The 25,366-nt window shown below is 62.2% G+C and carries 26 protein-coding genes; 22 read left to right on the top strand and 4 right to left on the bottom strand.

The window, feature by feature from the left end; translation table 11 throughout:
* Nucleotides 1–227: 227 nt before the first annotated feature.
* From ACH6CX_RS10730 to ACH6CX_RS10715, 4 genes are all read left to right on the top strand, one after another.
* Nucleotides 228–560 carry an excalibur calcium-binding domain-containing protein gene (locus ACH6CX_RS10730; RefSeq protein ID WP_237064079.1) on the top strand — a complete coding sequence of 111 codons (333 nt, stop codon included), beginning with the start codon at nt 228–230 and terminating at the stop codon, nt 558–560.
* Nucleotides 561–641: 81 nt separating this feature from the next.
* A complete protein-coding gene (locus ACH6CX_RS10725; RefSeq protein WP_237064078.1) occupies nt 642–980 on the top strand; it encodes a hypothetical protein in 339 nt (112 codons plus the stop codon).
* Nucleotides 981–1,049: 69 nt separating this feature from the next.
* Nucleotides 1,050–1,304: a hypothetical protein gene (locus tag ACH6CX_RS10720; protein WP_233006083.1), complete on the top strand. Its 255-nt coding sequence runs from the start codon at nt 1,050–1,052 to the stop codon at nt 1,302–1,304.
* A gap of 350 nt (nt 1,305–1,654) precedes the next feature.
* On the top strand, nt 1,655–1,846 hold the full coding sequence (locus ACH6CX_RS10715; RefSeq protein WP_237064076.1) for a DUF3185 family protein: 192 nt from the start codon (nt 1,655–1,657) through the stop codon (nt 1,844–1,846).
* 156 nt (nt 1,847–2,002) lie between these two features.
* Here the strand turns inward: ACH6CX_RS10715 and ACH6CX_RS10710 are convergent, their stop codons facing one another.
* Entirely contained in the window at nt 2,003–3,478 is a 1,476-nt protein-coding gene (locus ACH6CX_RS10710; protein ID WP_396675389.1) for a M20 family peptidase, read from the bottom strand.
* Nucleotides 3,479–3,762: 284 nt separating this feature from the next.
* Here ACH6CX_RS10710 and ACH6CX_RS10705 point away from each other — a divergent pair, with 284 nt between their 5' ends.
* Nucleotides 3,763–4,758: an LLM class flavin-dependent oxidoreductase gene (locus ACH6CX_RS10705; protein ID WP_396675388.1), complete on the top strand. Its 996-nt coding sequence runs from the start codon at nt 3,763–3,765 to the stop codon at nt 4,756–4,758.
* 75 nt (nt 4,759–4,833) lie between these two features.
* Here ACH6CX_RS10705 and ACH6CX_RS10700 read toward each other — a convergent pair whose 3' ends face one another.
* On the bottom strand, nt 4,834–6,096 hold the full coding sequence (locus ACH6CX_RS10700; protein WP_237064072.1) for a 6-phosphofructokinase: 1,263 nt from the start codon (nt 6,094–6,096) through the stop codon (nt 4,834–4,836).
* A gap of 161 nt (nt 6,097–6,257) precedes the next feature.
* Here ACH6CX_RS10700 and mpl point away from each other — a divergent pair, with 161 nt between their 5' ends.
* The 4 genes from mpl to ACH6CX_RS10680 all read left to right on the top strand — a co-directional run bounded on the left by mpl (nt 6,258) and on the right by ACH6CX_RS10680 (nt 11,287).
* Nucleotides 6,258–7,649 carry a UDP-N-acetylmuramate:L-alanyl-gamma-D-glutamyl-meso-diaminopimelate ligase gene (mpl, locus tag ACH6CX_RS10695; RefSeq protein ID WP_233006077.1) on the top strand — a complete coding sequence of 464 codons (1,392 nt, stop codon included), beginning with the start codon at nt 6,258–6,260 and terminating at the stop codon, nt 7,647–7,649.
* 25 nt (nt 7,650–7,674) lie between these two features.
* Nucleotides 7,675–8,319: a flavin prenyltransferase UbiX gene (locus ACH6CX_RS10690; RefSeq protein WP_255701160.1), complete on the top strand. Its 645-nt coding sequence runs from the start codon at nt 7,675–7,677 to the stop codon at nt 8,317–8,319.
* Nucleotides 8,316–8,588, top strand: coding sequence for a SelT/SelW/SelH family protein (locus tag ACH6CX_RS10685; RefSeq protein WP_305080412.1), 273 nt, complete (start codon nt 8,316–8,318; stop codon nt 8,586–8,588). Before ACH6CX_RS10690 ends, ACH6CX_RS10685 begins: the two co-directional genes overlap by 4 nt.
* Nucleotides 8,589–8,695: 107 nt before the next feature.
* Nucleotides 8,696–11,287, top strand: a complete 2,592-nt coding sequence (locus tag ACH6CX_RS10680; protein ID WP_233006076.1) for an RND family transporter — start codon at nt 8,696–8,698, stop codon at nt 11,285–11,287.
* Between the two features lie 108 nt (nt 11,288–11,395).
* On the opposite strand, the gene ACH6CX_RS10675 is transcribed toward ACH6CX_RS10680, so the two are convergent.
* Together ACH6CX_RS10675 and ACH6CX_RS10670 are read right to left on the bottom strand one after the other, a co-directional pair.
* Nucleotides 11,396–11,677 (bottom strand): peptidylprolyl isomerase, encoded by a 282-nt coding sequence (locus ACH6CX_RS10675; RefSeq protein ID WP_233006075.1) that lies wholly within the window; start codon nt 11,675–11,677, stop codon nt 11,396–11,398.
* Nucleotides 11,678–11,771: 94 nt separating this feature from the next.
* A complete protein-coding gene (locus ACH6CX_RS10670; RefSeq protein WP_233006074.1) occupies nt 11,772–12,680 on the bottom strand; it encodes a neutral zinc metallopeptidase in 909 nt (302 codons plus the stop codon).
* A gap of 127 nt (nt 12,681–12,807) precedes the next feature.
* Here ACH6CX_RS10670 and ACH6CX_RS10665 point away from each other — a divergent pair, with 127 nt between their 5' ends.
* The 13 genes from ACH6CX_RS10665 (at nt 12,808) to lipA (ending at nt 25,075) form a co-directional block, all read left to right on the top strand.
* Entirely contained in the window at nt 12,808–13,383 is a 576-nt protein-coding gene (locus ACH6CX_RS10665; RefSeq protein ID WP_233006073.1) for an LON peptidase substrate-binding domain-containing protein, read from the top strand.
* Between the two features lie 119 nt (nt 13,384–13,502).
* A complete protein-coding gene (locus ACH6CX_RS10660) occupies nt 13,503–14,795 on the top strand; it encodes a glutamate-5-semialdehyde dehydrogenase (RefSeq protein WP_255701158.1) in 1,293 nt (430 codons plus the stop codon).
* A 37-nt stretch (nt 14,796–14,832) separates the two neighbouring features.
* The gene (gene nadD / locus ACH6CX_RS10655; RefSeq protein WP_233006072.1) at nt 14,833–15,528 is read left to right on the top strand and encodes a nicotinate-nucleotide adenylyltransferase; all 696 of its coding nucleotides are present in this window, start codon (nt 14,833–14,835) and stop codon (nt 15,526–15,528) included.
* Between the two features lie 6 nt (nt 15,529–15,534).
* Nucleotides 15,535–15,879, top strand: coding sequence for a ribosome silencing factor (rsfS, locus tag ACH6CX_RS10650; RefSeq protein WP_233006071.1), 345 nt, complete (start codon nt 15,535–15,537; stop codon nt 15,877–15,879).
* Nucleotides 15,876–16,352, top strand: a complete 477-nt coding sequence (gene rlmH, locus ACH6CX_RS10645) for a 23S rRNA (pseudouridine(1915)-N(3))-methyltransferase RlmH (RefSeq protein WP_233006070.1) — start codon at nt 15,876–15,878, stop codon at nt 16,350–16,352. Before rsfS ends, rlmH begins: the two co-directional genes overlap by 4 nt.
* A 129-nt stretch (nt 16,353–16,481) precedes the next feature.
* Nucleotides 16,482–18,371, top strand: a complete 1,890-nt coding sequence (gene mrdA, locus ACH6CX_RS10640; RefSeq protein ID WP_233006069.1) for a penicillin-binding protein 2 — start codon at nt 16,482–16,484, stop codon at nt 18,369–18,371.
* Nucleotides 18,364–19,509 carry a rod shape-determining protein RodA gene (rodA, locus tag ACH6CX_RS10635; RefSeq protein ID WP_233006068.1) on the top strand — a complete coding sequence of 382 codons (1,146 nt, stop codon included), beginning with the start codon at nt 18,364–18,366 and terminating at the stop codon, nt 19,507–19,509. The genes mrdA and rodA overlap by 8 nt, the downstream gene beginning before the upstream one ends.
* Nucleotides 19,510–19,600: 91 nt before the next feature.
* Complete coding sequence (mltB, locus tag ACH6CX_RS10630) at nt 19,601–20,590, top strand: lytic murein transglycosylase B (RefSeq protein ID WP_233006067.1); 990 nt, start codon at nt 19,601–19,603, stop codon at nt 20,588–20,590.
* 178 nt (nt 20,591–20,768) lie between these two features.
* A complete protein-coding gene (locus tag ACH6CX_RS10625) occupies nt 20,769–21,650 on the top strand; it encodes a septal ring lytic transglycosylase RlpA family protein (protein WP_305080411.1) in 882 nt (293 codons plus the stop codon).
* Between the two features lie 90 nt (nt 21,651–21,740).
* On the top strand, nt 21,741–22,904 hold the full coding sequence (locus ACH6CX_RS10620; RefSeq protein WP_370636792.1) for a D-alanyl-D-alanine carboxypeptidase family protein: 1,164 nt from the start codon (nt 21,741–21,743) through the stop codon (nt 22,902–22,904).
* A gap of 182 nt (nt 22,905–23,086) precedes the next feature.
* Complete coding sequence (locus tag ACH6CX_RS10615) at nt 23,087–23,368, top strand: YbeD family protein (protein ID WP_237064066.1); 282 nt, start codon at nt 23,087–23,089, stop codon at nt 23,366–23,368.
* Complete coding sequence (gene lipB, locus ACH6CX_RS10610) at nt 23,368–24,084, top strand: lipoyl(octanoyl) transferase LipB (protein ID WP_396675387.1); 717 nt, start codon at nt 23,368–23,370, stop codon at nt 24,082–24,084. Before ACH6CX_RS10615 ends, lipB begins: the two co-directional genes overlap by 1 nt.
* Nucleotides 24,077–25,075 carry a lipoyl synthase gene (gene lipA, locus ACH6CX_RS10605; RefSeq protein WP_233006063.1) on the top strand — a complete coding sequence of 333 codons (999 nt, stop codon included), beginning with the start codon at nt 24,077–24,079 and terminating at the stop codon, nt 25,073–25,075. The genes lipB and lipA overlap by 8 nt, the downstream gene beginning before the upstream one ends.
* Nucleotides 25,076–25,366 lie beyond the last annotated feature (291 nt).

The raw sequence follows: 25,366 nt of genomic DNA, 5'->3' as shown, positions 1-25,366 counted from the left end.
CTACATGCTTGTTAACGGGCTAGGCATCGCCTGCACCTGCGCTGCATCGAGCTGTCACGCCGGTAACTTGTTCGTGGCAAGTTACGGGCCTCACCTTACCGAATTTTTGGGGGATTTCACCATACAAGCGGCTGTTATCGCCCCTGTGGGGCTGGAACAGTCTTTCCGCCGCTTCGCGGCTCCAAGTCCGCTCCAAAAGCCGGGCGTGAGAGCTTTGAGTGGTAATAATGAAAAAAATAGTAATTTTCGGCCTATTAGCATTCGCTGGCTGGAAGCTGTACCAAGAAAAATTCGCTGCTCATGGAGCTCGTTGGGGAGATTATGAGGTAGAGAAGGTCGGTCGTTCCGTTGATGGCATGGAAACGATCAAACTTTCTCCATCTAGGGGGGCTGATAAATCTAGCCAGGTTTTATATCAAAAGTTTAAATGTGATGGCCGGCAGCATTGTAGCCAAATGACGTCCAGAGAAGAGGCGGTTTTCTTCATAAGAAACTGTCCTAATACAAAAATGGATGGAGACAATGATGGTATTCCCTGTGAGAACGATTCCAGGTTCTGAGTCCGCCAACTCTAATAATCACAGGCAGTATGCTAAGGCCCTCCGGCCCTTCGCGGGGCGTTAGTTGTCCCAAGGAGAAATATGAAAGGCCTGAAATTAGCCGGGTTGATTACCGGATTGATAGCGCTTTCTATCGGCTACATTTTTTTAGATCCAGTTGGGCCGGATACTGGAAGTTCTGCTGCCGGGGCGGCGGGGTTGGTTATCATGTTTGTCTTAGTCCCAGCCCTGGGGGCTTCAGCGATAATGGTTGTTCCAACTTCTATAGCATTGCTATGGAATGGAAACCGTTTGCGAGCGAATTTGCATGGTATGTTTTGGCATGGCATCTGGGCTATAAATGGGGTTTTCACACTTAGTTATCTGCTGCTGGTTTTGTACTTTTTTTATATCTGGATCGTTGCTGGTGCGGCCAGCTAAAAAGTTAACGCAGATCGCGGACGCATGCGTCATGTTGATGTATCATTTTTTCAGGGAGGAAAGTTAAGTATGTCAGTTTCAATCAATGGATTCTCGTTTCCTGCGTCTCTGTTTACCGCATATATGGTGTTTTCAATCATTGTCTCGGTAACAGTTGCTCTCTACTTTACCCGGGGGCGTACCTGGCAGGCCCGGCTCGCGTGTACATTTCTGGCGGTGATGCTCAGTTTTTCCATGTTGTGGAACTGGGTTTACCTTGCGGCGCTATCTATCTTTGCAATGCGCGATGGTCAATATAATAAGAAAGGCAGTGTTGTGGGGTAGCTCACACAGAAGAGTTAAGAAAGCGGAATAGGTGATAAAAAGTAGAGGTTGTCTGCTGTCGCATCTTTAAAGTGGTGTGGGCGTGCTCTAGCTAAAAGGTGAGTAAAGCATGGCAAAAAATGAGAGGCGATATATGAAAGCGGTAAGTTGTAGCTACGACAAGGTACACGCTACCCTCGAATAGCAGACACCTGTATAGTCAGACTTCGGACTGACATAATAGTTGTCCATAACTTCCGGGGCTTCGTTATGGTTGTGATTTGGCCGGCCTTGACAAGGCCTGGAAGTTTTACCCGGAAGCAGTCCCAACGCATTTGCCAATGCGTCTGGCTTTTGAAATTGGGGGGTGTATGAAGAAGAAATATCTCGGCGTTGTGCTGATGGTCGTGGGCATCGCGGCAGTCGTCTGGGGCTACAACATTTACGATTCAGCCAGTTCGGAGGTTACCCGGGCGCTGACTGGCGACTCGCCGGCGGAAGCCTGGGCGGGCATGGTTGGTGGTGCCATCTGTTTTGCCATCGGCTTACTGAAAGTAAAGTAAAGTCTGTAGTGGCTGCCGGCGTAGCAGCCACCGCTCCTGTCCCGAGTTTGTCACCGCAGCCTCTCACTGCGTGGGCTTATTCCTGAAGCGAACCGGGCTGCTCCGGGGCACCGACTCCAGCTGGCCTTGCCAGGGCTGGAGCCGGCACCAGCCGAGTTACTCGTTTCCAGCTTCCTCCATCAGTTGCCGATAAAACCTTGTGGCGCCGACTATGTTGTCGATGCTGATGCGCTCGTTGGTGCCGTGGAAGCCGTGGGTGTCCTCGCTGGTGACCACCATCGGGTTGAACCGGTAGCTGTTATCCGCCACTTCCTCGTAGCGGCGGCTGTCGGTGCCGCCGATGGTGAGGCCCGGGGCAATTACCTGCGGTCCGTAGGTGGCGCGGCTCGCGGCCGCGATTGCCTGGAAGCCCGCGGCATCCTTGCTGGAGACGCGGGAGGCAGAGCGGCCTTCCCGTACCCTTACCTTAACCCTTTCATCGTCGATCACCTGTTCCAGGTGCTTCACGATGCCGTCGATGGTATCCCGCGGGTGGACGCGCAGGTTGACCGTGGCCACCGCCTCGATGGGCAGCACATTGTCCTTGATGCTGCCGGACAGCATGGTGGGAGCGGTGGTGGTGCGGAGCATGGCGGCGGTACCGGGCTGGTCTTCCAGTACCGATTCAATCAGGCCGCCGAACAGCCAGCGGTTGGCGAACAGCAGCCGCTTGCCAAACGGCATATGCGGGGCCACCGCATCGAACATGCCGGCGCCCACGCCCTCGAGGCCGCCGGGCAGGGGTTCCTGTTTCAGCCGCACCAGTGCCGCCGCCAGGGTATCCACCGCGGTTTCCCGCGGCGGCATGGAAGAGTGGCCGCCGCGCCCCCGGGCCACCAAGTCCACAGTCAGGTAACCCTTCTCCGCGATATTGATACTGGCCACCGGCTGGTCCACGCCGGGAATAAAGCCGTCCAGCAGGAATGAGCCCTCGTCCAGGCTCCAGGCCAGCTGAATACCTTCATCCTGCAGGTTCTGCACCACGGCGGCGGTGCCGTGATCGCCGCCGATCTCCTCGTCGCTGGTCAGGCTGATATAGATGGTGCGCTGTGGCTGGAAGCCCATTTCCAGCAGGGTGGTGGTGGCCTCCATCAGGGCGATGGCCGCCCCCTTGTCATCGAGGGTACCCCGGCCCCAGATATGGGTGTCGTCCACAATGCCGCCGTAGGGCGGGTGTCGCCACTCGCCCTCGGTGCCCGGGATTACCGGCACCACATCGTAGTGGGCGGAGAGCAGGATGGGGGCCAGGTCCTCGCGCTGGCCGGGCCAGGTGAACAGCAGGGTGTAGGGATGTTCGGTGTCGACGCCCAGCTGCTGCGGTGGCATGGCGGTGTGGATGGCGGGGTAGGTGGCCGCGAGCCACTCGATAAATGCCGCGAACTGCGCCCGCGTGCTGGCCGACTCCATGTCCGCGGAAATGGTGCGAAAGCGGATGGCCTCGGACAGGTGGCGGGCGATCTGCTGTTCGTCCGGGGCGTGGGTGTCGGCCGTTGTGTCCACGGGTGCCGGGGCCGAGTAGCTGGCGGTGCGCACCAGGAGTACGGTTGCCAGCAGCAGGGACAGGCCGGCCACTGCCAGCAGGGCTTTTTTCATGGCGGTTTCCATTGTCGTTATTCTGTGTTGTGTAATCTCCAAGTGAGCCTATCTTACCGGCAGGGCAGTGGCACCTGCATTGACCGGGGCGCTGGCGCCAGCTGACCATCCAGCTCTGGCGCTGTTACTGCCTTGGGCCGGGTGCGGGATTCCGTGGATGCGCTTGATTTCCGTCGGGGCGGGCCCCAACTACCGTCGTGGCAGCCGGGGCGTTATCGCGCGGTGGCCAGAGCAAGACCGGTCCCGGTGACCGGCGCCTTCCCCAGACGCAGAAAGGAGCTGTTGTGCAAGCCTATTCCCTGCTTGACCTGTCCCCCATTACCGAAAACAGCGATGCCGGGCGCGCGCTGCGTAATTCCCTCGACCTGGCGCAGCATGCGGAAGACTGGGGCTACCGGCGCTTCTGGATGGCCGAGCACCACAACCTCGGTGGCGTCGCCAGTGCCGCGACCTCGGTGGCGCTGGGCTATATTGCCGCGGGCACCCGCAGGATCCGTGTGGCTGCGGGCGGCGTGATGCTGCCGAACCACGCCCCACTGGTGATAGCCGAGCAGTTCGGCACCCTGGCTGCGGTCTACCCGGACCGGGTGGACCTGGGCCTGGGGCGCGCGCCTGGCACTGACGGCGCCACCATGCGGGCCCTGCGCCGTGACCCGATGACGGCTGCAGACCAGTTTCCCGATGATGTGCAGGAGTTGCTGCAGTATTTCGAGCCGGCACAGCCGGGCCAGCGGGTGCAGGCCGTACCCGGTGCCGGGCTGCGGGTGCCGGTATGGTTGCTGGGCTCCAGCCTGTACAGCGCGCAGCTGGCGGCCGCCATGGGCCTGCCATTTGCCTTTGCCTCCCACTTTGCCCCGGCGATGCTGGACCGGGCCCTGCACCTGTACCGGGAGCAATTCCAGCCCTCGCAATACCTCGATGCCCCCTACGCTGCGGCGGCGATCAATGTATTCGCCGCGGACTCCGAGCCAGAGGCGCGGAGGCTGATGACTTCTGTCGAGCAGCAGTTTATTGCCCTGCGCCGGGGTAATCCCGGGCCCCTGAAGCCACCGGTGGACGATCCGGAAATGATTGCCCCCGCTGCAGAGCGGATGCAGGTGGCACAGGCGCTGGCAGAGACAGCCGTGGGCACAGAAGAGATGGTGTCCGCGTGGATCGACCGGTTCCTGGAGCGGACCCGGGTCGACGAGCTGATTGTGACCGGGGCCATGTACGATCACGACGCCCGGCTCGAATCCTTCCGGATCGCGGGAGAAATCCTCGCCGGGCGTGTCCGCTGACCCTGGTGGGGCCCGAAAATGAAAAAACCCCGCAGTGCGGGGTTTCGTTCGCCGGGAGGGCAGCCAGGAGGACGCTTAAACGTCGAAGCCGTCCGGCAGCTTCTTTTCCACCAGCTTCTTCTTCAGGCGTGCATAGTGGGGGATGCCGTTCTTGTAGGGCGGGTAGTCCTCACCCTGGATCAGCGGCAGCAGGTAATCGCGGCCGGCCTGGCTGATACCGAAACCGTCTTCGCTGATAAAATCTTCCGGCATCATCTTTTCCACGTTGGCCACTTCCGACAGCGGGGCCTCGCCGATGGACCAGCCATACTCGGGGCCGCTGTCGCGGACGATGATGGGCATGATCGCATTCTTGCCCTTTACCGCCATCTCCACTGCGGCGTGGCCGACGGCATAGGCCTGCGACACATCGGTGGCGGAGGCGATGTGGCGGGCGGCGCGCTGCAGGTAGTCGGCCAGGGCCCAGTGGTATTTCAGGCCCAGTTCCTCTTTCACCATCGTGGCAAGGGTGGGGGCTACACCGCCCAGCTGCTTGTGGCCGAAGGCATCCACACTGCCGGCGTCGGCGAGGAAGGTGCCGTCGGCATACTGGGTGCCCTCGGAGGCCACCACCACGCAGTAACCTTTTTCATCCACGGTTTTCTGCACCTTCTCGAGGAATTTCTCCCGGTCGAAGGCCACTTCCGGCAGCAGGATGATGTGCGGTGCATCGCCTTCCTGCTCCTGCGCCAGGGCGCCGGCGGCGGCGATCCAGCCGGCATGGCGACCCATTACCTCGAGGATAAATACCTTGGTCGAGGTGTCACACATGGAGGCCACGTCCAGCGCCGCCTCCCGGGTGGATACGGCCACGTACTTGGCGACGGAGCCGAAGCCCGGGCAGTTGTCGGTGTGCGGCAGGTCGTTGTCGACGGTCTTGGGAATATGGATTGCCTGGATGGGGTAACCCATCTTCTCGGACAACTGGGAGACCTTGAGGCAAGTGTCTGCGGAGTCACCGCCGCCGTTGTAGAAAAAGTAACCGATATCGTGGGCCTTGAAGACCTCGATCAGGCGCTCGTACTCGGCCCGGTTCTTCTCCAGGCTCTTCAACTTGTAGCGGCAGGAACCGAAGGCGCCGGAAGGGGTGTGGCGCAGGGCAGCGATGGTTTCAACGCTCTCCTGGCTTACGTCGATCAGCTCCTCACGCAGGGCGCCTACAATACCGTTCAGGCCCGCATAAACGTTGCCGATCTGGTCGCTGTGTTCGCGGGCGGCCTCGATGACACCGCAGGCCGAGGCGTTGATCACGGCGGTCACGCCGCCAGATTGTGCGTAAAAAGCGTTCTTCTTGGGCATAGTCATCCTACAGGGGGGCTGAGACGGGCAAATTTGGGGGCGGAGTTTACTGGAATGCCGTTGCATTTGCACAGGAAACGGCGGGATTTGACAATCACGGTTGCCCGGCGGCGTGGTAAGCTTGCCCGCCTTCGCGACCAGCAAGAGCAATCTTTTACGGTATGCATATTCATATATTAGGTATCTGCGGCACCTTCATGGGCAGCCTGGCCCAGCTGGCGGTGGCCGAGGGGCACAAAGTGACCGGCAGCGATGCCAACGTTTACCCACCCATGAGCACCCAGCTGGAGCAGGCGGGGATACACCTGACCGAGGGCTATGACCCGGCCCAGCTGGAGCCGGCGCCGGACCTGGTGATCATCGGCAATGCGCTGTCCCGGGGTAACCCGGCGGTGGAGGCGGTTCTGGATCGCGGGCTGCCCTATACCTCCGGCGCCCAGTGGCTGTGTGACCACTTCCTGGGCGGTCGCTGGGTGCTGGCGGTATCCGGTACCCACGGCAAGACCACCACCGCGAGCATGCTGGCATGGATCCTCGAGAGCGCGGATATGAAGCCCGGGTTCCTGATCGGCGGGGTGCCGCGCAACTTCGGCGTTTCCGCACGACTGGGGGAAACCCCGTTCTTTGTGGTGGAGGCGGACGAGTACGATACCGCCTTCTTCGACAAACGCTCCAAGTTCGTGCACTACCGCCCGCGTACGCTGGTGATCAATAACCTGGAGTTCGACCATGCGGATATCTTCAATGACCTGAAGGATATCCAGCGCCAGTTCCACCACCTTGTGCGCACCGTGCCCGGCAATGGCCTGATCGTGTCTGCGCCCGATGAGTCCGTCGAGCAGGTACTGGAGCAGGGCTGCTGGACCGAGGTGCAGCGCTTCACCTGCGAGGGCGAGGACGGTGTGCGGCTGGGAGACTGGTGTGCCGTGAATATCTCTGCCGACGGTACCGCCTTTGCGGTGCAGTTCCGCGGGGCTGAAGTGGCGCGCGTGGAGTGGCCCTTTACCGGCCTGCACAATGTCCGCAATGGCCTGGCGGCCATGGCAGCGGCGCGCCATGTGGGCGTGGACCCGGCGGTGGCGGCCGAGGCGCTGCAGCAGTTCGAGGGAGTCAAGCGGCGCATGGAGTGCCTGGGTCGCGTCGGCAATATCAGTGTGTACGACGATTTCGCCCACCACCCCAGCGCTATTGAAACCACCCTCAATGGCCTGCGCGCCAAAGTGGGCAGTGACCGCATCATTGCCCTGATTGAACCGCGCTCCAATACCATGCGTATGGGAATCCACCAGGGCAGGCTGGCGAAGGCCTGTGCCGGCGCCGACCTGGTGCTCTGGTATGAACCGGAGGGCATGGATTGGTCATTGGGTGATGTGGTTCACCACTCCCCTGTGCCGGCAAAGATTTTCGACAATATAGAGGCTGGGGTAGAATCCGCCGTAAACCTGGCCGAACCGGGTAGTCACATTGTGATCATGAGTAATGGCGGCTTCGGCGGTATTCACCAGCGGCTGCTCGATACGCTGGAGCAGAAGTACGGCGGCGCACCGTCGTGACGCACCGTTCCTGAGGGAAACCGATTTGTCCCAGAACCCGTTCAGCAAAACCGTCACCCTTGCGATTACCGGTGCCTCCGGGGCCCAGTATGGCCTGCGGCTGATGCAGTGCCTGCTGGCGGCGGACTGTCGCGTCTGGCTGCTGCTGTCCGACGCTGCGCGGGTGGTGATTGATACCGAGACCGACTGCCGGTTGCCCGAGGGCGGCGATGCCGAAGTGGAGGCCTTCCTGGCGGCGCGCTTCGGTGCCCGCGAGGGCCAGCTGCAGCTGTTCGGCAAGCGGGACTGGTTCTCGCCGGTGGCCTCCGGCACCGGTGCCCCGGCCAGTATGGTGATCTGCCCGGCCAGCGGCGGCACCCTGTCGGCAATCGCCTGCGGGGCCTCCAACAACCTGGTCGAGCGCGCGGCAGATGTGGCGCTCAAGGAGCGTCGCCAGCTGATCCTGGTACCCCGTGAGGCGCCGTATTCGGAGATTCACCTGGAGAATATGCTCAAGCTGACGCGCATGGGTGCCACCGTGTTGCCCGCCAGCCCTGGCTTTTACCAGCGCCCGCAGACGGTGGAAGACCTGGTGGACTTTATCGTCGCGCGCCTGCTCGACCAGCTGGGCGTGGAGCAGGCCCTGCTGCCGCGCTGGGGCGAGCCCGCCGGCGAAGGGCGTGGCCGGTGAAGCCCACGGTGACCATTCATTACTGTGTCCAGTGCAACTGGATGCTGCGCGCCACCTGGATGGCGCAGGAGCTGTTATATACCTTTTCCGACGACCTGCAGCAGGTGGCCCTGCAGCCGGGCAGCGGGGGAGTGTTCGAGATTTCCGTGGACGGGCAGCCCATCTGGGAGCGCGTGCGGGACGGGGGATTTCCCTCGCCCAAGGAACTCAAACGGCGGGTCCGGGATCTGTTATTCCCGGACCGAGACCTGGGGCACGTGGACCGATGAGCGTTCCCGGGCCCGGTGCCGTCACCGCGGGTATCCCCGTGGCCGGCAGTTCACGGCCGCCTGGCGGCGCGCGTGAACCTGTTATTACGATTACATAGCGAAAATTTATGCTGTCTGCTTTCAAGACCTTCTACGAAAAGCTGGTAACCGGGCGCCCGAAGACGGTGCTCGCGGTGGTGGTGCTGCTGACCCTGGTCGCGGCCGCCGGCCTGCCGCGCTTCAAGATCGATGCCTCGGCGGACTCGCTGACGCTGGAAACCGACGACGCGCTGGATTACTACCGCAAGATCGCCAAGCGCTACGCTACCGGCGATTTCCTGGTTGTTACCTACAAGTATCGCCACGGCGACCTGTTTCAGGACGAGTCCCTGGCCACCCTGGGCAACCTGCGGGACGAGCTGGTGCAGGTGGACGGTGTCGAGAGCGTACAGACGATCCTGGACGTGCCGCTGCTGTACAGCCCCAAGCCCGCCATCTCGGAAATCTCCGATGGTATCCGCACCCTGTCCACGCCGGGTACCGACAAGGACAAGGCGCGCAAGGAGTTCCTGTCTAGCCCTATTTACCGCGACCTGATCCTGAGTCCCGACGGCCAGACCACGGCGCTGCTGGTAAACCTGGAGTTGGACCAGCGCGGTATCGAGCTGGTGCGCGAGCGGGATGCCCTGCGCCGCAAGCGCAATGAGGAGGGCCTGACTGAAGCGGAGGCGGCGCGCCTGGAAGAGGTCAGCCAGACTTACCTGGAGCACCGCACCCGGATGGACCTCGAGTCCCGTGAGCGCGTGGCGGAAGTGCGCGGGATCCTCGACGGTTACCGGGCTGATGCAGAGCTGTTCCTGGGCGGTGTGTCCATGATCACCGCCGACATGATTGCGTTTATCAAGAGCGATCTGGTGGTGTTCGGGGTGGGCATCCTGCTGTTCATCATCGTGACCCTGCTGATCATTTTCCGCCAGGTGCGCTGGGTGCTGCTGCCCCTGGCCACCTGTATCGTCACTGCGGTGACCATGCTGGGCCTGCTGAGCTGGCTGGACTGGCGCCTGACAGTGATCTCCGCCAACTTTGTGGCGCTGTTGCTGATCATCACCCTGGCCATCACCATCCACCTGTCGGTGCGCTACCGGGAATTCATCGCGCAGAATCCGGACTGGACCCGGGAGGACCTGGCGCTGGCGGCGGTGCGCTTTATGGCCAAGCCCTGCCTGTACACAGCCCTTACCACCATCGTCGCATTCGCATCGCTGGTTGTCAGTGGTATCCGCCCGGTGATCGATTTCGGCTGGATGATGGTGATTGGTGTCTCACTGGCGCTGGTGATGTCATTCCTGGTTATCCCCGCGGCGCTGGTACTGCTGCCCAAGCGCAGTGACGGGGTCAGCCAGGACAACTCCCACGCATTCACCCTGTTGTTCTCGCGCTTTGCCGAGCGCCGCCGCGGGATCGTACTGGGCGCTGCCGCCGTCGCCGCGGTAATCAGCGTGGCCGGGGCCACCCAGCTGCGAGTGGAAAACCGCTTTATCGATTATTTCGACAGCTCCACCGAGATCTACCAGGGCATGCTGGTGATCGATCGCCGCCTGGGCGGTACGGTGACGCTGGACATCATCCTCGACAAGCCGGAGCAGGAAGAGCCTGCCTTCGAGGGAGAGGAGGATCCCTTCGCTGCGGAAGGCGGTGATGAGTATGGCGAGGCCGAGGATCCTTTCGCGGTGGAGGAGGACCCCTTTGCATCAGAGGGGCAGGGCGTGCAGGACAGCTACTGGTTTACCGTGGCCGGCCTCAACAAGATCGAGAAGCTGCACGACTACCTGGAGAAACAGCCGGAAATCGGCAAGGTGCAGTCGCTGGCGACCCTGTACAAGGTGGCGCGCGACCTGAATAACGGCCCGCTGAACGATTTTGAGCTGGCCGTGGCCCGTACCAGCCTGCCGCAGGAAATCACCGATGTACTGGTTGAGCCGTACCTGTCCCTGGAGCACAACCAGGCACGGATCACCCTGCGGGTCATGGAGACAGACCCGAACCTGCGCCGCGATGAGCTGATCCAGCGTATCTACGATTACGCGCACAACGACCTGGGCATCGCACCCGAGAATATCCGCCAGACCGGCCTGCTGGTGCTCTACAACAACATGCTGCAGAGCCTGTTCAAGTCGCAGATCCTCACCCTGGGTGCTGTGTTTATCGGTATTCTGCTGATGTTCCTGGTACTGTTCCGCTCGCTGTGGCTGGCGATCATCGCATTGATTCCCAATATGCTGGCGGCCACCGTGGTGCTCGGCGGGATGGGCCTGGCGGGGATCCCGCTGGATATGATGACCATCACCATCGCGGCGATTACCGTGGGGATCGGTGTGGACCATGCGATCCACTACCTGTACCGGTTCCGCGCAGAGTTTGCCAAAGACGGCGATTATGTAGCGACCATGCACCGCAGCCATGCGACCATCGGCCGGGCCATGTTCTACACCGCGGTTACCATTATTGCCGGCTTCTCGATCCTGGCACTGTCAAAGTTCGTGCCGTCGATCTACTTTGGCCTGCTGACCGCCCTGGCTATGTCGGCAGCGCTGCTGGGTTCCCTGACCCTGCTGCCGCTGTTGCTGCTGCTGATCAGGCCGCTGACGGCCCCGGAGGCGCGGGGAAAGCCCGCAGTGGTGACTGAAGGGGAAGGCGAAGCCCGCGCGGTGGCCGAGTGAGATGGACCAGGGTTGGCGAGCGCCCGATAGCCCGAGAGGGTGCATTGACATAAAGTGACAATAGCTGCGCCCCCTGGGCCGTTGGTCTCAGTGGGCGCAGGCAATTGATCAGTCGCTGCGACTGGTGACCTCTACCAGGTGATAGCCAAATTGTGTCTTGATCGGCCCCAGGACTTTATTCAGCTCACCGGTAAACACGGCCTCATCGAATTCCGGCACCATCTGTCCCTTGCTGAACTCCCCAAGGTCGCCGCCGTTGCGCCCGGAAGGGCACTTGGATTGTTCCTGGGCGATAGCGGCAAAGTCGCCACCCTCCTCGATTTTCTTTTTCAGTTCCTGGCACTTTTCTTCCGTCTCTACCAGGATGTGGCGCGCAGTGGCTTTCGGCATGGTATTTCTCCAATTGGTCTGAAAGGTTGTCGATGATAGCGGATGCGGTGTGAGCTTAGCAGCCGCATTCTCAATATTGCGTGTGAAGCGTGCGTTATTGGCCGGACATGGCAGCGAATGTATTGCACTGGTTCACGTCCCCGGTGGTGAAGCCGCGCTTGAACCAGAACATGCGCTGCTCGGCGCTGCCATGGGTGAAGGCGTCGGGCGTGATCGCCCGGCCGGAGCGACGCTGGATCACGTCATCACCAACCGCCGAGGCAGCGGCCAGGCCTTCCTCGATATCGCCGGGCTCCAGCATCTGGCGGTCACGGTGTGCATAGAAGGCCCAGACGCCGGCGTAGCAGTCGGCCTGCAGCTCGAGCATGACGGACAGGCGATTGCCGGTGGCCTTGTCAGACTGCATGCGCGCCTGTTGCACTTTCTGGGACGTGCCCAGCAGGTTCTGCACATGGTGCCCGACCTCGTGGGCGATGACGTAGGCAAACGCAAAGTCACCGGAAGCACCCATCCTGCGCAGTTCACCGAGGAAATCCAGGTCCAGGTAGACCTTGCCGTCGCCAGGGCAGTAGAAGGGCCCCACGGCGGAGGAGTTGGTGCCGCAGGCGGAGCGAATCATGTCGTCATAGAGGACCAGCTTGGGGGGGGTATAGCGGGAACCGGCGGTCTGGAACAGCTTGCCCCAGGTGTCCTCGGTGTCGGCGAGCACGACCGAGACAAAGTCCGCCACCGTATCACTGCCGGAGCCCGCTGCCGTGCCGGGCTGGCCAGCCTGGCCGCTGTCCAGCCCCGGGGGGGCTTCCCGGGGGGCGCCGGTAAAGAGCTGGTTTCCGCCGAACAGGTAGAACAGTGCCAGTACCGCCAGGATGATCCAGCCGGTCTTGCTGCGGAGCAACAGCGGCGCAAGGGCCAGCAGGTTACCCAGGCCACCGGCGCCCCCGGCCCCGGATTCGCCGCGGCGGTCCTCCACATTGCTGCTTCTGCGACCTTTCTGCCACCGCATGGGCATTCTCCACAACCACTTTTCCTAGAGTCTAGACCAGATGGCACAAAATTCTTTTTCGGGGGTGGGCTGGCGGACGGCAGATGTTATCTTTTAATGAGTTACCGGTCCGGAGTGAGAGCCCGTTTTGCAGCAGATCCCCCTGTTTCCCCTGCGTGTCGCGTTGTTTCCCGGCATCACCCTGCCATTGCGGATTTTTGAGCAGCGCTACCTGCGGCTCGTGAGTGAATCACTGAAATCCGGTACCGGCTTCGGGGTGGTGCTGATTCGCGACGGCAGTGAGGTGGGGCGGGCGCAGGTCTGGCCGGTTGGCGTGGAAGTGCAGATTGTCGACTGGAGCCAGGGCGACGAGGGCCTGTTGCATGTGGACGTGCTCGGCCAGCGCCGCTTCCGGCTACTGGACACCCGGCGGGCGGAGGATGGCCTGTTGTTGGGCGATGTGGAGTGGCTGCCCGACGAGCCGGAGCGGCCCGTCCCCCCGGAGTGCGACGGCCTGCTGGCAATGCTGGAAGAGCTGAAAGACCACGCCGCCATGCTGTCCCTCAAGTTTTCCCCGGTCGACTCTGCGGATGCCCTGTCGTGGCAGCTGGCCCAGCTGCTGCCGCTGGAGGACAGCGTGCGGATCGACTTGCTGGGTACCGGGGACCCGCTGGAGCGCCTCGCCACCATCGCATCCAACCTGGACCGCTGGACCCGGGAGTAGCCCGCAGCCCGGCCGGGTTTCATTCCGCGCTGCCGTTTGGCCGCATTGCGCTGTCGGTGCGTTATACTGCGCGGCCTTATTTATTACCGGTCATGCAGTAAACAGCACGGAGAGCCATAGTGAACAGCGCCAGTACCCCGGCAGAGGCCGGGCAGCAGTCCGCCGAGGAACGTATCGCAGGGATGGGGCGTGCCGCCCGCGCCGCCTCGCGGTTGATGGCCCGGGCGGATACGGCCACCAAGAACCGTGCCCTGCGGGCGATCGCGGCGCGACTGGATAGTGACCGTGAGGCGGTCAGGGAAGCCAATGCGCGGGATATGCAGGCCGGCCGCGACAGTGGCCTGGACGCGGCACTGCTCGACCGGCTGGAGCTGAACGACGAGCGCATCGACGCGATGATCGCTGGCCTGCAGCAGATCGCCGAGTTGCCGGACCCGGTTGGCGAGATCGAGGACATGGCCTACCGGCCCAGCGGTATCCAGGTGGGCCGGATGCGTGTGCCACTGGGTGTGGTGGGCATCATCTATGAATCGCGCCCCAACGTGACGGTCGATGCTGCCAGCCTGTGCCTGAAGTCCGGCAATGCCACGATCCTGCGTGGTGGCAGTGAGGCCCTGCACTCCAATGGCGCCATTGCCGCCTGCATCGCCGCTGGTCTCGGGGAGGCCGGCCTGCCGGAAACTGCGGTCCAGGTGGTGGATACCACCGATCGCGCGGCCGTGGGGGCATTGATCAGCATGCCCGAGTACGTGGATGTGATTGTCCCCCGCGGTGGCCAGGGCCTGATCGAGCGGGTCAGCCGCGATGCGCGGGTACCGGTGATCAAGCACCTGCACGGCGTCTGCCATGTGTATATCGACGACCGCGCCGATCGTGACAAGGCCTTCAATATTGCCCTGAATGCCAAGACCCATCGCTACGGCGTCTGCAACGCCATGGAAACCCTGCTGGTGGCGGACGGGGTTGCCGACGATATCCTGCCGCGACTGGCTGCGGCCTACCGTGACAAGGGCGTGGAACTGCGTGGTTGCCCGCGTACCCGGCAGGTGCTGGGTGACTGCGCCGAGGCCAGCGAGGGCGACTGGAGTGAGGAGTACCTGGCGCCGATCCTGGCGATCCGGGTGGTGGCAGACATTGATGGCGCCATGGAGCATATCGCCAGTTACGGCTCCGGGCATACCGAGGCCATTGTCACCGAGGACTACAGTCGTGCCCGGCGTTTCCTGGCCGAGGTTGACGCCAGCTCTGTGATCGTGAATGCGTCGACGCGTTTTGCCGATGGCTTTGAATACGGCCTGGGGGCTGAAATCGGTATCAGTACGGATAAAATCCACGCCCGCGGCCCCGTGGGACTGGAGGGGCTCACTTCACAGAAATGGATTGTGCTGGGCGACGGGCAGGTTCGCCAGTGAGCCGGCGCGAGTGGTGACGGGGACAGGGGAGGCAGCCATGGCGGATGCGCGCAGACTTCGCTCCATTGCGCTGTTCGGCGGTACCTTTGACCCGGTGCATTTCGGCCACCTGCGCATGGCGCTGGAACTGAAAGAGGCGCTGGGGGTCGACGAAATGCGTATGCTGCCCAGCCATCGCCCCGCTCACCGCGAGACCCCCGGGGTATCGGGGGCGCATCGCCGCGAGATGCTGGCGATCGCCCTGCGGGGTTGCAGTGAACTGCAACTGGATGAACGTGAACTGCGGCGGGCTGGCGACACCTATACCGTGGATACGCTCGAGGAGCTCCGTGCGGAGCTGGGAGAAGAGGTATCGCTGGCTTTCTGCATGGGCCTGGACTCGCTGCTCACGCTGCCGTCCTGGCACCGCTGGGAGCACCTGCTGGAGCTGGCCCACCTGGTGGTGGTGACGCGTCCGGGCTGGCAGCTGCCACACCGGAATTCGGGGCCGGGCCACGAGGAGGTGGCGGTACTGATGGAGCGGCATGCCGGCGAGGTGAGCCACCTGCTCTCGGAACCCCGCGGCCGCCTGGTGCTGCGCGAGCAGACCCTGTTGCCGATCTCGGCCACACATATCCGCCAGCTGGTGGCGGACGGCCGCTCGCCGCGCTTCCTGCTGCCGGCGGCGGTCTTACAGTACATTGAAGACAATCAACTCTATACAGGGGCCGGCGATGGTGCCGGCCAGAATTAAGGTGTTATGACAAAGATTAAAGATATTGCCGTTACCGCGCTCGAGGACCTGAAAGGCCAGGACATTGTGGCCCTGGATGTTTCGGAGCTGAGCGACGTGATGGACACGCTGGTGATCTGCACCGGCACCTCCAATCGCCAGGTGAAGTCGCTGGCCAATAACGTGGTGGACGAGGTCCGGGAAAAAGCCGGTATCCGGCCGATCGGTGTCGAGGGCATGGAGCAGAGCGACTGGGTACTGGTGGACTACGGCGACCTGGTGGTGCACGTGATGCAGGCCGAGACGCGCAGCTTCTACGAGCTGGAGAAACTCTGGTCCATGACCCCGGCATCGCGCGACGGCAAGCAGTGAAGATCCGTATCCTGGCCGCCGGCGGAAAGATGCCGGGCTGGGTGCAGGAGGGCTACAGCGAGTATGCCCGCCGCCTGCCGCGGGAGATGACCCTCGAGATGGTGGAAATCCCCCTGGGGCAGCGGGGCCAGAAAAACTCGCCGGCGCTGGTCGAAAAGGCCCGGCGCAAGGAGGGGGAGTCCATGCTGGCCGCACTCGGCCCGAGAGAGCATGTGGTGGCGCTGGACGTGAAGGGCAAGCCCTGGTCCACCGAGCAGCTGTCCCGCCAGCTGGCGGACTGGCAGATGCTGGGGGAAAACGTCAGCCTGCTGGTCGGCGGCCCCGACGGGCTTGCTGACGAGGCGCTCGCGCGGGCCCGCCAGCGCTGGTCGCTCTCGCCCCTGACACTGCCGCACCCGCTGGTGCGCGTGGTGCTCGCGGAGCAACTATATCGTGCGTGGACCCTGCTGACCGGTCATCCCTACCACAAGTGACCCGACAACCGCGGCTGGCCTGTCTGGGCAGTGATGACCACTGCCCATTAATCGCTGGTCAGTTGTGATAATGTATGCAAAATAGACAATTTTTGCGCCACTTAGCCTGAGTATCGCCAGCGAATTCCCATGGTCGAAGATCTGCAACTCAAAGACCGCCACACCGAGCAGCGGCTGTTCCGCCATCGTATGCTGGTGGCGCTGGCGGGTGTGGTGGCGTTGCTTTCTGTGTTGGTGGCGCGCTTCTATCACCTGCAGGTGGTCAATTACGAGGACTACCGCACCCAGTCGGACGAGAACCGTATCCAGGTGCGTCCGGTGCCCCCCACCCGCGGCCTGATCTACGATCGCAACGGCACCATGCTGGCGGACAACCGGCCCAGCTATACGCTGTCCCTGGTGATGGAGCGGGTCTCCGACCTGGATGCGTCCCTGGAACTGATCGGTCGCCTGGTGCAGCTCGACGAGAGTGACGTCAAGAAATTCCGCGACCGCCTGGAGCGCCGTCGGCCCTTCCAGCCAATCCCCTTGCGCTTTCGCCTGTCCGAGCAGGAAATTGCCCGCATCAGTGTCAATGAGTTTCGCCTGCCGGGGGTGTCGGTGGAGGCGGAGCTGGTGCGCTATTACCCCCTCAAGAAGCTGTTTGCCCACAGTGTCGGCTATGTCGGGCGTATCAACGACCGGGAGCTGTCCAGCTTTACCGAGGAGGACGTGCGGCGCTACCGCGGTACCCAGAGTATTGGCAAGGTGGGGCTGGAGCGCTCCTATGAGGATGTGCTGCTCGGGGAAGTGGGCTATGAGAATGTGGAGACCAACGCCCGCGGCCGGGTCCTGCGGGTGCTGGAGCGCCACGATCCCAAGCCTGGCAGCGAGCTGACCCTGCACCTGGACGCCCGCCTGCAACAGGTGGCCACTGAAGCCCTGGGCGATAACCGCGGTGCTGTCGTGGCCCTGGATGTGAAGAATGGCGGTGTCCTGGCATTCGTCAGCCAGCCGTCCTTTGACCCCAACCTCTTCGTGACCGGCATCAGCTTCAAGGATTACCGGGCCCTGAGTGATTCCCTCGATGTGCCCCTGTTCAACCGTGCCCTGCAGGGCCAGTACCCGCCGGGGTCGACGCTCAAGCCGATGATGGGCCTGGGTGCGCTGGCCGCCGGTGTGATTGACCGCGAGACCGAGGTGAAGGACCCGGGATTCTACCGGCTGCCCAACGACACCCGGCTGTACCGGGACTGGAAGCGCTGGGGGCACGGGGAGAAGATCGACCTGATCCAGGCCCTGACCGAGAGTTGTGATGTCTTCTTCTATGACACCGCACACCGCTGGAGCATCGACGGTATGCACGACATCGCCACCCGCTTCGGCCTCGGCGCGAGGACCGGGATCGACCTCCCCATCGAGCGGCCGGGCCTGTTCCCGTCGCGGGCCTGGAAGCGCGGCGCCCGCGGCATGCCCTGGTTCCCGGGGGACAGCCTGAACGCCGTCTTGGGCCAGGGCTTTGTGCTGGCCACGCCGCTGCAGCTGGCGGTGATGACCGCCACCATGGCCAACCGCGGTACGCACTTCAAACCGCAGGTAGTAATGGCGATTGACGGTGTCGAGCAGCCGCCGGAAGTGCTGCACCACGTCGAGGCCAGCGAAGAGAACTGGGACCTGATTTTTGAGGGCATGGAGTCGGTGGTCTATCACCAGAAGGGTACCGGCAAGAAGGCCGGTGCTGACCTGGATTTCCGCGTCGCCGGCAAATCCGGCACGGCGCAGGTGGTGGGCATCGCCCAGGGGGAGCAATACGATTCCGAAGCATTGAAAGAGCGTCACCGGGACCACGCCCTGTTTATCGCTTTTGCCCCGGTGGATGATCCGCAGATCGCTGTGGCGGTGCTGGTGGAAAATGGTGAGACCGGTGGCGGCGTTGCCGCGCCGGTGGCGCGGGAGCTGTTTGCCGACTGGATATCGCGCCCGCTCGAGGAAACAGCACGCGCCCACACGAAAACCGGGGAGGAGGTGACCAGTGGCTAGTCGCGATTTCATGCACCGGCTGCCGGATTCCCACAGCAGCCTCAGCCGCCCGGTCAGCCTGTCGCGCCGCTGGCATATCGACGTACCCCTGCTGGTGCTGTTGTTGATTCTATGCGGTACCGGCCTGGTGGTGCTCTACAGTGCCTCCGGGGGGGAGTTTCACCATGTGCGCCGCCAGGCGATCTTTATGGGGGTCGCCTTCGCCGGCATGCTGGTGGCCGCCCAGATACCACCGGATATGTACCGGCGCTGGTCGCCCTGGTTGTATGTCATTGGCTGCTGCCTGCTGGTGGCGGTGCTCTATGTGGGGGTGGGGGCCAAGGGCGCGCAGCGCTGGCTGGAGATTGGCGGTTTCCGCTTCCAGCCCTCGGAGGCCCTCAAGCTGGCGGTGCCAATGTCGGTGGCGGCCTTCCTGCACAAGCGCACCCTGCCGCCATCACTGATCAGCATCGCCGGCGCCCTGGCGATTGCCGCCATACCGGCGGCGCTGATCGTCCAGCAACCCGACCTGGGTACCTCGATCCTCATCGCAGCCTCCGGTGTGTTCGCCCTCTACCTGGCCGGCCTCAGCTGGCGCATGATCGGCGGCGCATTGCTGGCGCTGCTGATGGCAGCCTGGCCGATCTGGCAGTGGGGCCTGCGGGATTACCAGCGCCAGCGCATTCTCACCCTCTTCAACCCGGATGCAGACCGGCTTGGCGCCGGCTGGAACATCTTCCAGTCCAAGGCTGCGATCGGTTCCGGCGGCATCTACGGCAAGGGGTATATGCAGGGAACACAGTCGCAGCTGGATTTCCTGCCGGAGAGCCATACCGATTTCATCATCGCGGTACTCTCCGAGGAATGGGGCATGCGCGGTGCTTTGTTGCTTCTCCTGCTATACGTGCTGATCATTGCCCGGGGGATCTATATTAGTTTTATGGCCCAGGATGTATTCGGGCGATTGTTGGCGGGGAGTATTACGCTGACTTTCTTTGTCTATGTGTTTGTGAATATCGGCATGGTGACCGGATTGCTGCCAGTGGTGGGGGTGCCCCTGCCGCTGGTGAGTTACGGCGGCACTTCAGTCATCACCCTGATGGCGGGCTTCGGTATCCTCATGGCCATAGGCACGGAAAGGCGACGGGTGTCGTTTTAGTGCCGTCAGCTGCCATCATTGTGGGTGGTCTGCTGTAGTAAATAAAAACTTGGACGTAGAGAAGCACTATATGAGAACAGGAGCGGTTGTTTTGAAGTGGACCACAGGATTACTGGCAGGGATGGGGCTCGTGCTCGCCGCATGCGCGCAGGAGCCCGGCCATGCGGACAACCCGGAGGCGCAGGCCTTTGTCGATTACATGGTGTCCGAACACGATTTCGACCGCGAGGAAATGTCCCAGCTGATGCGCGAGGCCAAGCGCAAGGATTCGATCCTCAAGGCTATCCAGCGCCCGGCGGAAAAAGCCAAGCCCTGGTATGAATACCGCAAGCTGTTTGTCACCCCGCGGAGCATCAGCGGTGGAGTGGATTTCTGGGACAAAAATGCCAATGCACTGGCCGAGGCGGAAAAGCGCTACGGCGTGCCGGCGGAGATGATTGTCGCCATTATCGGCATCGAGACCCGCTACGGTGGCAATATGGGCGGTTATCGTGTGCTGGACGCCCTGGCGACCCTGGCCTTCAACTATCCACGCCGCTCCAAGTTCTTTACCAAGGAGCTGGAAAACTTCCTGTTGCTGACCCGCGACCAGAACATGGATCCCCGCGAACTCAAGGGCTCCTACGCCGGTGCCATGGGCTTCGGCCAGTTTATGCCCTCCAGTTACCGCGCCTATGCGGTGGACTTCAACAACGACGGCAGCGTCGATATCTGGCGCGATACCGAGGATGCCATCGGCAGTGTCGCCAACTACCTGGCCCGCCATGGCTGGTTGCCGCTGGAGCCGGTGACTGTGCTGGCCAACCCGCGCCCGAATGCGGACATGACCATCGTCAACGACTCACTTGAGCCCAAGTGGACCGTCGGCCAGCTGGCGGAGAAGGGGTTCCCGGCGACTACCCAGGTCGAGGACGATATGGTGGCCAATGTTTTCTCACTGCAGACCGAAAACGGTAAGCAATTCTGGATCGGGCTCAAAAACTTTTACGTCATAACACGCTACAATCGCAGCCGCCTGTACGCCATGGCCGGTTACGACCTGGCCCAGGAAATCGTCAAGGCGCGCGGCGGCCGTTCCTGATCGCGCGAGTGCCGAATGGCCCCGAATCCCGCTTCCTTCCGCCTGGAACTCGCGGGATTCGTGTATTTAGACTGAACCAAATAACCAGAAAAGAATCAATTTGACCTGATTTTCTTCTTTGCCTGTTCAAATCCAATAACTAGTGGGTGTGCGGTTGGGCACCGTATGTGGGGGGACCATGATTCTTACCAATTCGCGAATTGCGGCGATGATTGCCGTGCTGGCGCTGGCGGCGTGTAGCCACCAGGCCCAGAAGCCAACACGCAAACCGGTTCCGGGCCCGGCGCCGGATACGGTCAAGGACAGTGGTCCGCCGCAGCCAGTGGATATGCTGGCGGCGCCGGAACCGACCCCGGTCCGGGAGCCCATCGGTAAGGCGGGCAACAAATCCCCCTATGTGGTGAACGGTGTCAGGTATTCGGTGTTGCGAGGCGTCAAGGGCTATAGTGAGCGCGGCCATGCGTCCTGGTATGGCACCAAGTTCCACGGCCGTCGTACCGCCAATGGCGAGGTGTACAATATGTACGCCATGTCCGCGGCGCACAAAACCCTGCCGCTGCCCAGCTATGCCAAGGTAACCAACCTCGAGAACGGTCGCAGCGTGATCGTGCGGGTCAACGACCGCGGACCGTTTGTGCCGGGCCGCATCATTGATCTTAGCTATACCGCGGCACAGAAGCTGGGGTATATCGACAAGGGGGTGGCCCGGGTGGAAGTGACGGCCATCGACCCGCAGACCCTGCCGGCCGCGAATGAGACGCTGGTCCGTGAAAAGGATGTGGCCGCCAGGGAAGCCCTGGCCCAGGATGCCAGCTTCAAGCTGCCTGATAATACTTTCCTGCAGGTGGGCGCGTTCAGCGACGCCACCCAGGCTAATCGCATACGCGGGCAGGTATCGGCTGTGGTCGACTATCCTGTATCGGTCAGTCCGGTTCGGGCTGACGGCACAACGCTCTACCGGGTGCGTATCGGGCCCATTGCCCAGCAACGCGCGCTGGTGGCGCTGCGCGAGTCGGTCGAGGAGAACCGTCTCGGCACCCCCCAGGTCGTTTACGACTGAGCGGCATATGGGCCCAGTGGGGGTCGCCGCGAACAGCCGGGCCGGAAGAGCGGCCCGATTTGTATGGATATCCAACTGACATGAGGAATAATGAGACTTTCAGCCATGCTTAAGCGCCTTTTTGCCAGCCTGCTACTGACGTTGACCACCGGCGTAGCCGTTGCTGAACAGCCGCTGATTCCCGCGCCGCCCCAGCTGGCCGCGACCGCCTACCTGCTGGTTGATGCCCACACCGGGCAGGTGCTGGTGGAGCACAATGCGGACAAGCAGGTGCCGCCGGCCAGCCTGACCAAGATGATGACTGCCTATATCGTCTCGGAGGAGATCGAGAAAGGCAGCATCAAGGAAACGGACCTGGTCCCCATCTCGGAGAAGGCCTGGAAGAAAGGCGGCTCCAAGATGTTCGTCAAGGTCGGTGACAAGGTGCCGGTGATCGACCTGCTGCGCGGTGTTATCATCCAATCCGGTAACGATGCCAGTATCGCACTGGCGGAATACGTGTCCGGCAGCGAGGAAGTGTTTGCCGAGGTGATGAACCAGCAGGCAGAGCTGCTGGGGATGCGCGATACCAGCTTCAAGAATGCTACCGGCTGGCCGGCCGAGGGGCATATGACCACGGCGCGTGACCTAGCGACGCTGGCACGGGCACTGATCAATGATCACCCCGAGCACTACCAGATCTACTCCGAGAAATATTTCAGCTACGCCGGTATCAACCAGCCCAACCGCAATCGCCTGTTGTGGCGCGACAATGCAGTGGACGGTATCAAGACCGGCCACACCGAGGCCGCCGGATTCTGCCTGGTGGCATCCGCGCAGAAGCGGGGCATGCGCCTGATCTCCGTGGTACTGGGAACCGATAGCGATGACAAGCGCGCTGCCGAGTCCCAGAAACTGCTGGCCTACGGCTTTCGCTACTACCAGACCCACAAGGTATACAGTGCCGACGATGTGCTGCAGAGCGAGCGTGTCTGGGGTGGCAAGGAGCCCCAGGTGGGCATCGCGGTGGAGAAAGATGTTTTCGTCACCATTCCCCGCGGTGGCGAGGAGAGCATCAAGGCTGACCTGATCATCGATGGCGAGCTGGAGGCACCGATCAAGAAGGGCCAACAGCTGGGCAAGGTGGTCGTGACCCTTGATGGTGAAACGGTCGCAGATGTTCGTGCCGTTGCCGCGGAAGAGGTGGAGCAGGCCGGGTTCTTCAAGCGTATGTGGGATGCCCTGAAACGCTTCGTGATGAGCTTCTTCGAATAACTCTCCTGTCCGCCCCCTGTGCCCCTGATGCGGGGCGCGGGGGCGGACATTTTCGCCGCCAACTGTGCGGTTCCCGCCAAATCCTGTGATCCCTGTCCACTCCACTCCCGGGGCTGTATAATCGCCGCCCGGCCGCTACTGTGTTTATTTAATGTGCAATTATGCGGCCCGGAGAGAGTGCAATGAGCCAAGATCAAAGCCAGCAGCCCCCGAAGATCGAATTCCCCTGTGAAGACTACCTGGTCAAAGTGGTGCGGGATTCCGATGATGAGACCCATGAATTTGTCCTAGAGGTGATGCGCCGCCATGCGCCGGACCTCGATGAGGACCGCGTCACGCTGCGGGAGAGTCGCAACGGTCGCTTTACCTCGATGACTTTCTATATCCTCGCCACCGGCGAGCCCCAGCTGCAGGCCCTGTTCGATGAGCTGAAGGCCCACCCCTCCGTCCATATGGTGATGTGATGACCAGGGTTTGTAACCTCGGGCGCCGCGACTACGAATCCGTCTGGCGCGCCATGTCCAGCTACACCGATCGGCGCGACGAGAACAGCGCAGACCAGATCTGGTGTGTCGAGCACGAGCCGGTATTCACCCAGGGCCAGGCCGGCAAGGCCGAGCACCTGCTCAATACCGGGGATATCCCGGTGGTGCAGGTGGATCGCGGCGGGCAGGTGACCTACCACGGCCCGGGACAGCTGGTGGTCTATCCGCTGCTGGACCTGCGCCGGATCAAGGTGGGAGTACGGGACCTGGTCTCGGGCCTGGAGCAGGCGACAGTGGCCATGCTGGCCGAGTACGGTATTGTTGCGGCACCCCGTGCCGATGCCCCCGGTGTCTACCTCACGGATGGGCCGCGGGCGGGCAGTAAGATTGCCTCGATCGGCCTGCGCGTGCGCCGCGGCTGCAGTTTCCACGGCATTGCCATCAATATTGATATGGACCTGGCGCCCTTCCTGCGGATCAACCCCTGCGGCTACGCGGGCATGCAGATGGTGCAGATGGCCGAGCTGATTCAACCGACACCTGCCTGGTCGCAGATAGCGGATATTTTCGTGCGCGAACTGCTTCGTGCACTCTCGCTGCCGGCAGCCGACTGGCAACCGGTAGACGAGCAAATTTTTGCGCGTGCAAGCGCCCCTGAAAAGGGCAAAGAGGAGCAGGAAACGAGTAATGGCTGACGATTCCAGAACTGAGAAGCCCGACCTGGTACCGGTAAAACGGACCCGCCGACTGAAGCAGGGCGAGAAACTGCGGGATGGCGAAAAGGTTGAGCGCATCCCGGTCAAGGTGATTGCCAGTGACCAGGTACTGCGCAAGCCGGACTGGATCCGGGTGAAGGTGCCGGCTTCGAAGGAAGTGGACCGGATCAAGAAAATCCTGCGTTCGCAGAAGCTGGCCACCGTGTGTGAGGAGGCCAGCTGCCCGAACCTGCACGAGTGCTTCAGCGGTGGTACCGCTACCTTCATGATCATGGGCGAGATCTGCACCCGCCGTTGTCCTTTCTGCGACGTCGGCCACGGCAAGCCCAATCCGCTGGATCCGGAAGAGCCCAAGCACCTGGCCGAGGCCATCGCGGCCATGAGCCTGCGCTACGTGGTGATCACCTCCGTGGACCGAGACGACCTGCGCGATGGTGGTGCCCAGCACTTTGCGGAATGCATTCGTACTGCCCGTGAGCACTCCCCCAACCTGCAGGTGGAAATCCTCACGCCGGATTTCCGCGGCCGGATGGATGTGGCGTTGGATATCCTTGAAGCCGAGGCCCCGGATGTGTTCAACCACAACCTGGAGACGGTGCCGCGCCTCTATCGTGAGTCCCGCCCGGGCGCCAACTACAAGTGGTCCCTGAAGCTGCTCAAGGAATACAAGAAACGTCGCCCGGATGTGCTGACCAAGTCCGGCCTGATGGTGGGCCTGGGTGAGGAAAAGGAAGAGATTTTCCGGGTACTGGATGATATGCGCGAGCACGACATCGATATGCTCACCATTGGCCAGTACCTCCAGCCCAGCAAGGAACACCTGCCGGTACAGCGTTACGTGCACCCCGACGAGTTCGAGGAATACCGCCGCTATGCGGAGCAGATCGGCTTCAAGCATGCGGCCTGCGGTCCCCTGGTGCGCTCCTCCTACCACGCCGACAAGCAGGCGCACGGCGAAAAGGTGGGCTAGGTCCCACCGCCGGCGTCTCGATTGAGGGCGGTGCCCAACCGGGCATCGCCCTTTATTTTTCCCCGCTCCATCAACCATGCTGCCGAGCTGTTCCATGGCTGCAGGTTTCCCCCGCACACACTCTCCCTTTCAGCTGTTCACTCCGGAATAACGGTTGACAGATTCCTTTGTCAGACGGCGGGCTGGCGGGGTATGCGGCTGCCAGTTGCTGTTTTCCCGGGTAAATATCCTGTCGCCCGGGGGCGGCTTGCTATTTATTGCCGGAAGCGGTTTGCTGTTTCCCTTGCTGTG

It is taken from the genome of Microbulbifer sp. JSM ZJ756 (assembly GCF_044383805.1).
GTDB classification, from domain to species: domain Bacteria; phylum Pseudomonadota; class Gammaproteobacteria; order Pseudomonadales; family Cellvibrionaceae; genus Microbulbifer; species Microbulbifer zhoushanensis.
The sequence above is the reverse complement of the archived record's forward strand: the minus strand, read 5'-3'. Positions and strand labels throughout refer to the sequence as shown.

Bases quoted from the DNA above. Each gene is read 5' to 3' on its own strand.
- ACH6CX_RS10730 (WP_237064079.1), top strand. From the start codon at position 228: ATGAAAAAAATAGTAATTTTCGGCCTATTAGCATTCGCTGGCTGGAAG.
- ACH6CX_RS10725 (WP_237064078.1), top strand. From the start codon at position 642: ATGAAAGGCCTGAAATTAGCCGGGTTGATTACCGGATTGATAGCGCTT.
- ACH6CX_RS10720 (WP_233006083.1), top strand. From the start codon at position 1,050: ATGTCAGTTTCAATCAATGGATTCTCGTTTCCTGCGTCTCTGTTTACC.
- ACH6CX_RS10715 (WP_237064076.1), top strand. From the start codon at position 1,655: ATGAAGAAGAAATATCTCGGCGTTGTGCTGATGGTCGTGGGCATCGCG.
- ACH6CX_RS10710 (WP_396675389.1), bottom strand. From the start codon at position 3,478: ATGAAAAAAGCCCTGCTGGCAGTGGCCGGCCTGTCCCTGCTGCTGGCA.
- ACH6CX_RS10700 (WP_237064072.1), bottom strand. From the start codon at position 6,096: ATGCCCAAGAAGAACGCTTTTTACGCACAATCTGGCGGCGTGACCGCC.
- mpl (WP_233006077.1), top strand. From the start codon at position 6,258: ATGCATATTCATATATTAGGTATCTGCGGCACCTTCATGGGCAGCCTG.
- ACH6CX_RS10680 (WP_233006076.1), top strand. From the start codon at position 8,696: ATGCTGTCTGCTTTCAAGACCTTCTACGAAAAGCTGGTAACCGGGCGC.
- ACH6CX_RS10675 (WP_233006075.1), bottom strand. From the start codon at position 11,677: ATGCCGAAAGCCACTGCGCGCCACATCCTGGTAGAGACGGAAGAAAAG.
- ACH6CX_RS10670 (WP_233006074.1), bottom strand. From the start codon at position 12,680: ATGCGGTGGCAGAAAGGTCGCAGAAGCAGCAATGTGGAGGACCGCCGC.
- nadD (WP_233006072.1), top strand. From the start codon at position 14,833: ATGGCGGATGCGCGCAGACTTCGCTCCATTGCGCTGTTCGGCGGTACC.
- rsfS (WP_233006071.1), top strand. From the start codon at position 15,535: ATGACAAAGATTAAAGATATTGCCGTTACCGCGCTCGAGGACCTGAAA.
- mrdA (WP_233006069.1), top strand. From the start codon at position 16,482: ATGGTCGAAGATCTGCAACTCAAAGACCGCCACACCGAGCAGCGGCTG.
- ACH6CX_RS10625 (WP_305080411.1), top strand. From the start codon at position 20,769: ATGATTCTTACCAATTCGCGAATTGCGGCGATGATTGCCGTGCTGGCG.
- ACH6CX_RS10620 (WP_370636792.1), top strand. From the start codon at position 21,741: ATGAGACTTTCAGCCATGCTTAAGCGCCTTTTTGCCAGCCTGCTACTG.
- ACH6CX_RS10615 (WP_237064066.1), top strand. From the start codon at position 23,087: ATGAGCCAAGATCAAAGCCAGCAGCCCCCGAAGATCGAATTCCCCTGT.
- lipB (WP_396675387.1), top strand. From the start codon at position 23,368: ATGACCAGGGTTTGTAACCTCGGGCGCCGCGACTACGAATCCGTCTGG.
- lipA (WP_233006063.1), top strand. From the start codon at position 24,077: ATGGCTGACGATTCCAGAACTGAGAAGCCCGACCTGGTACCGGTAAAA.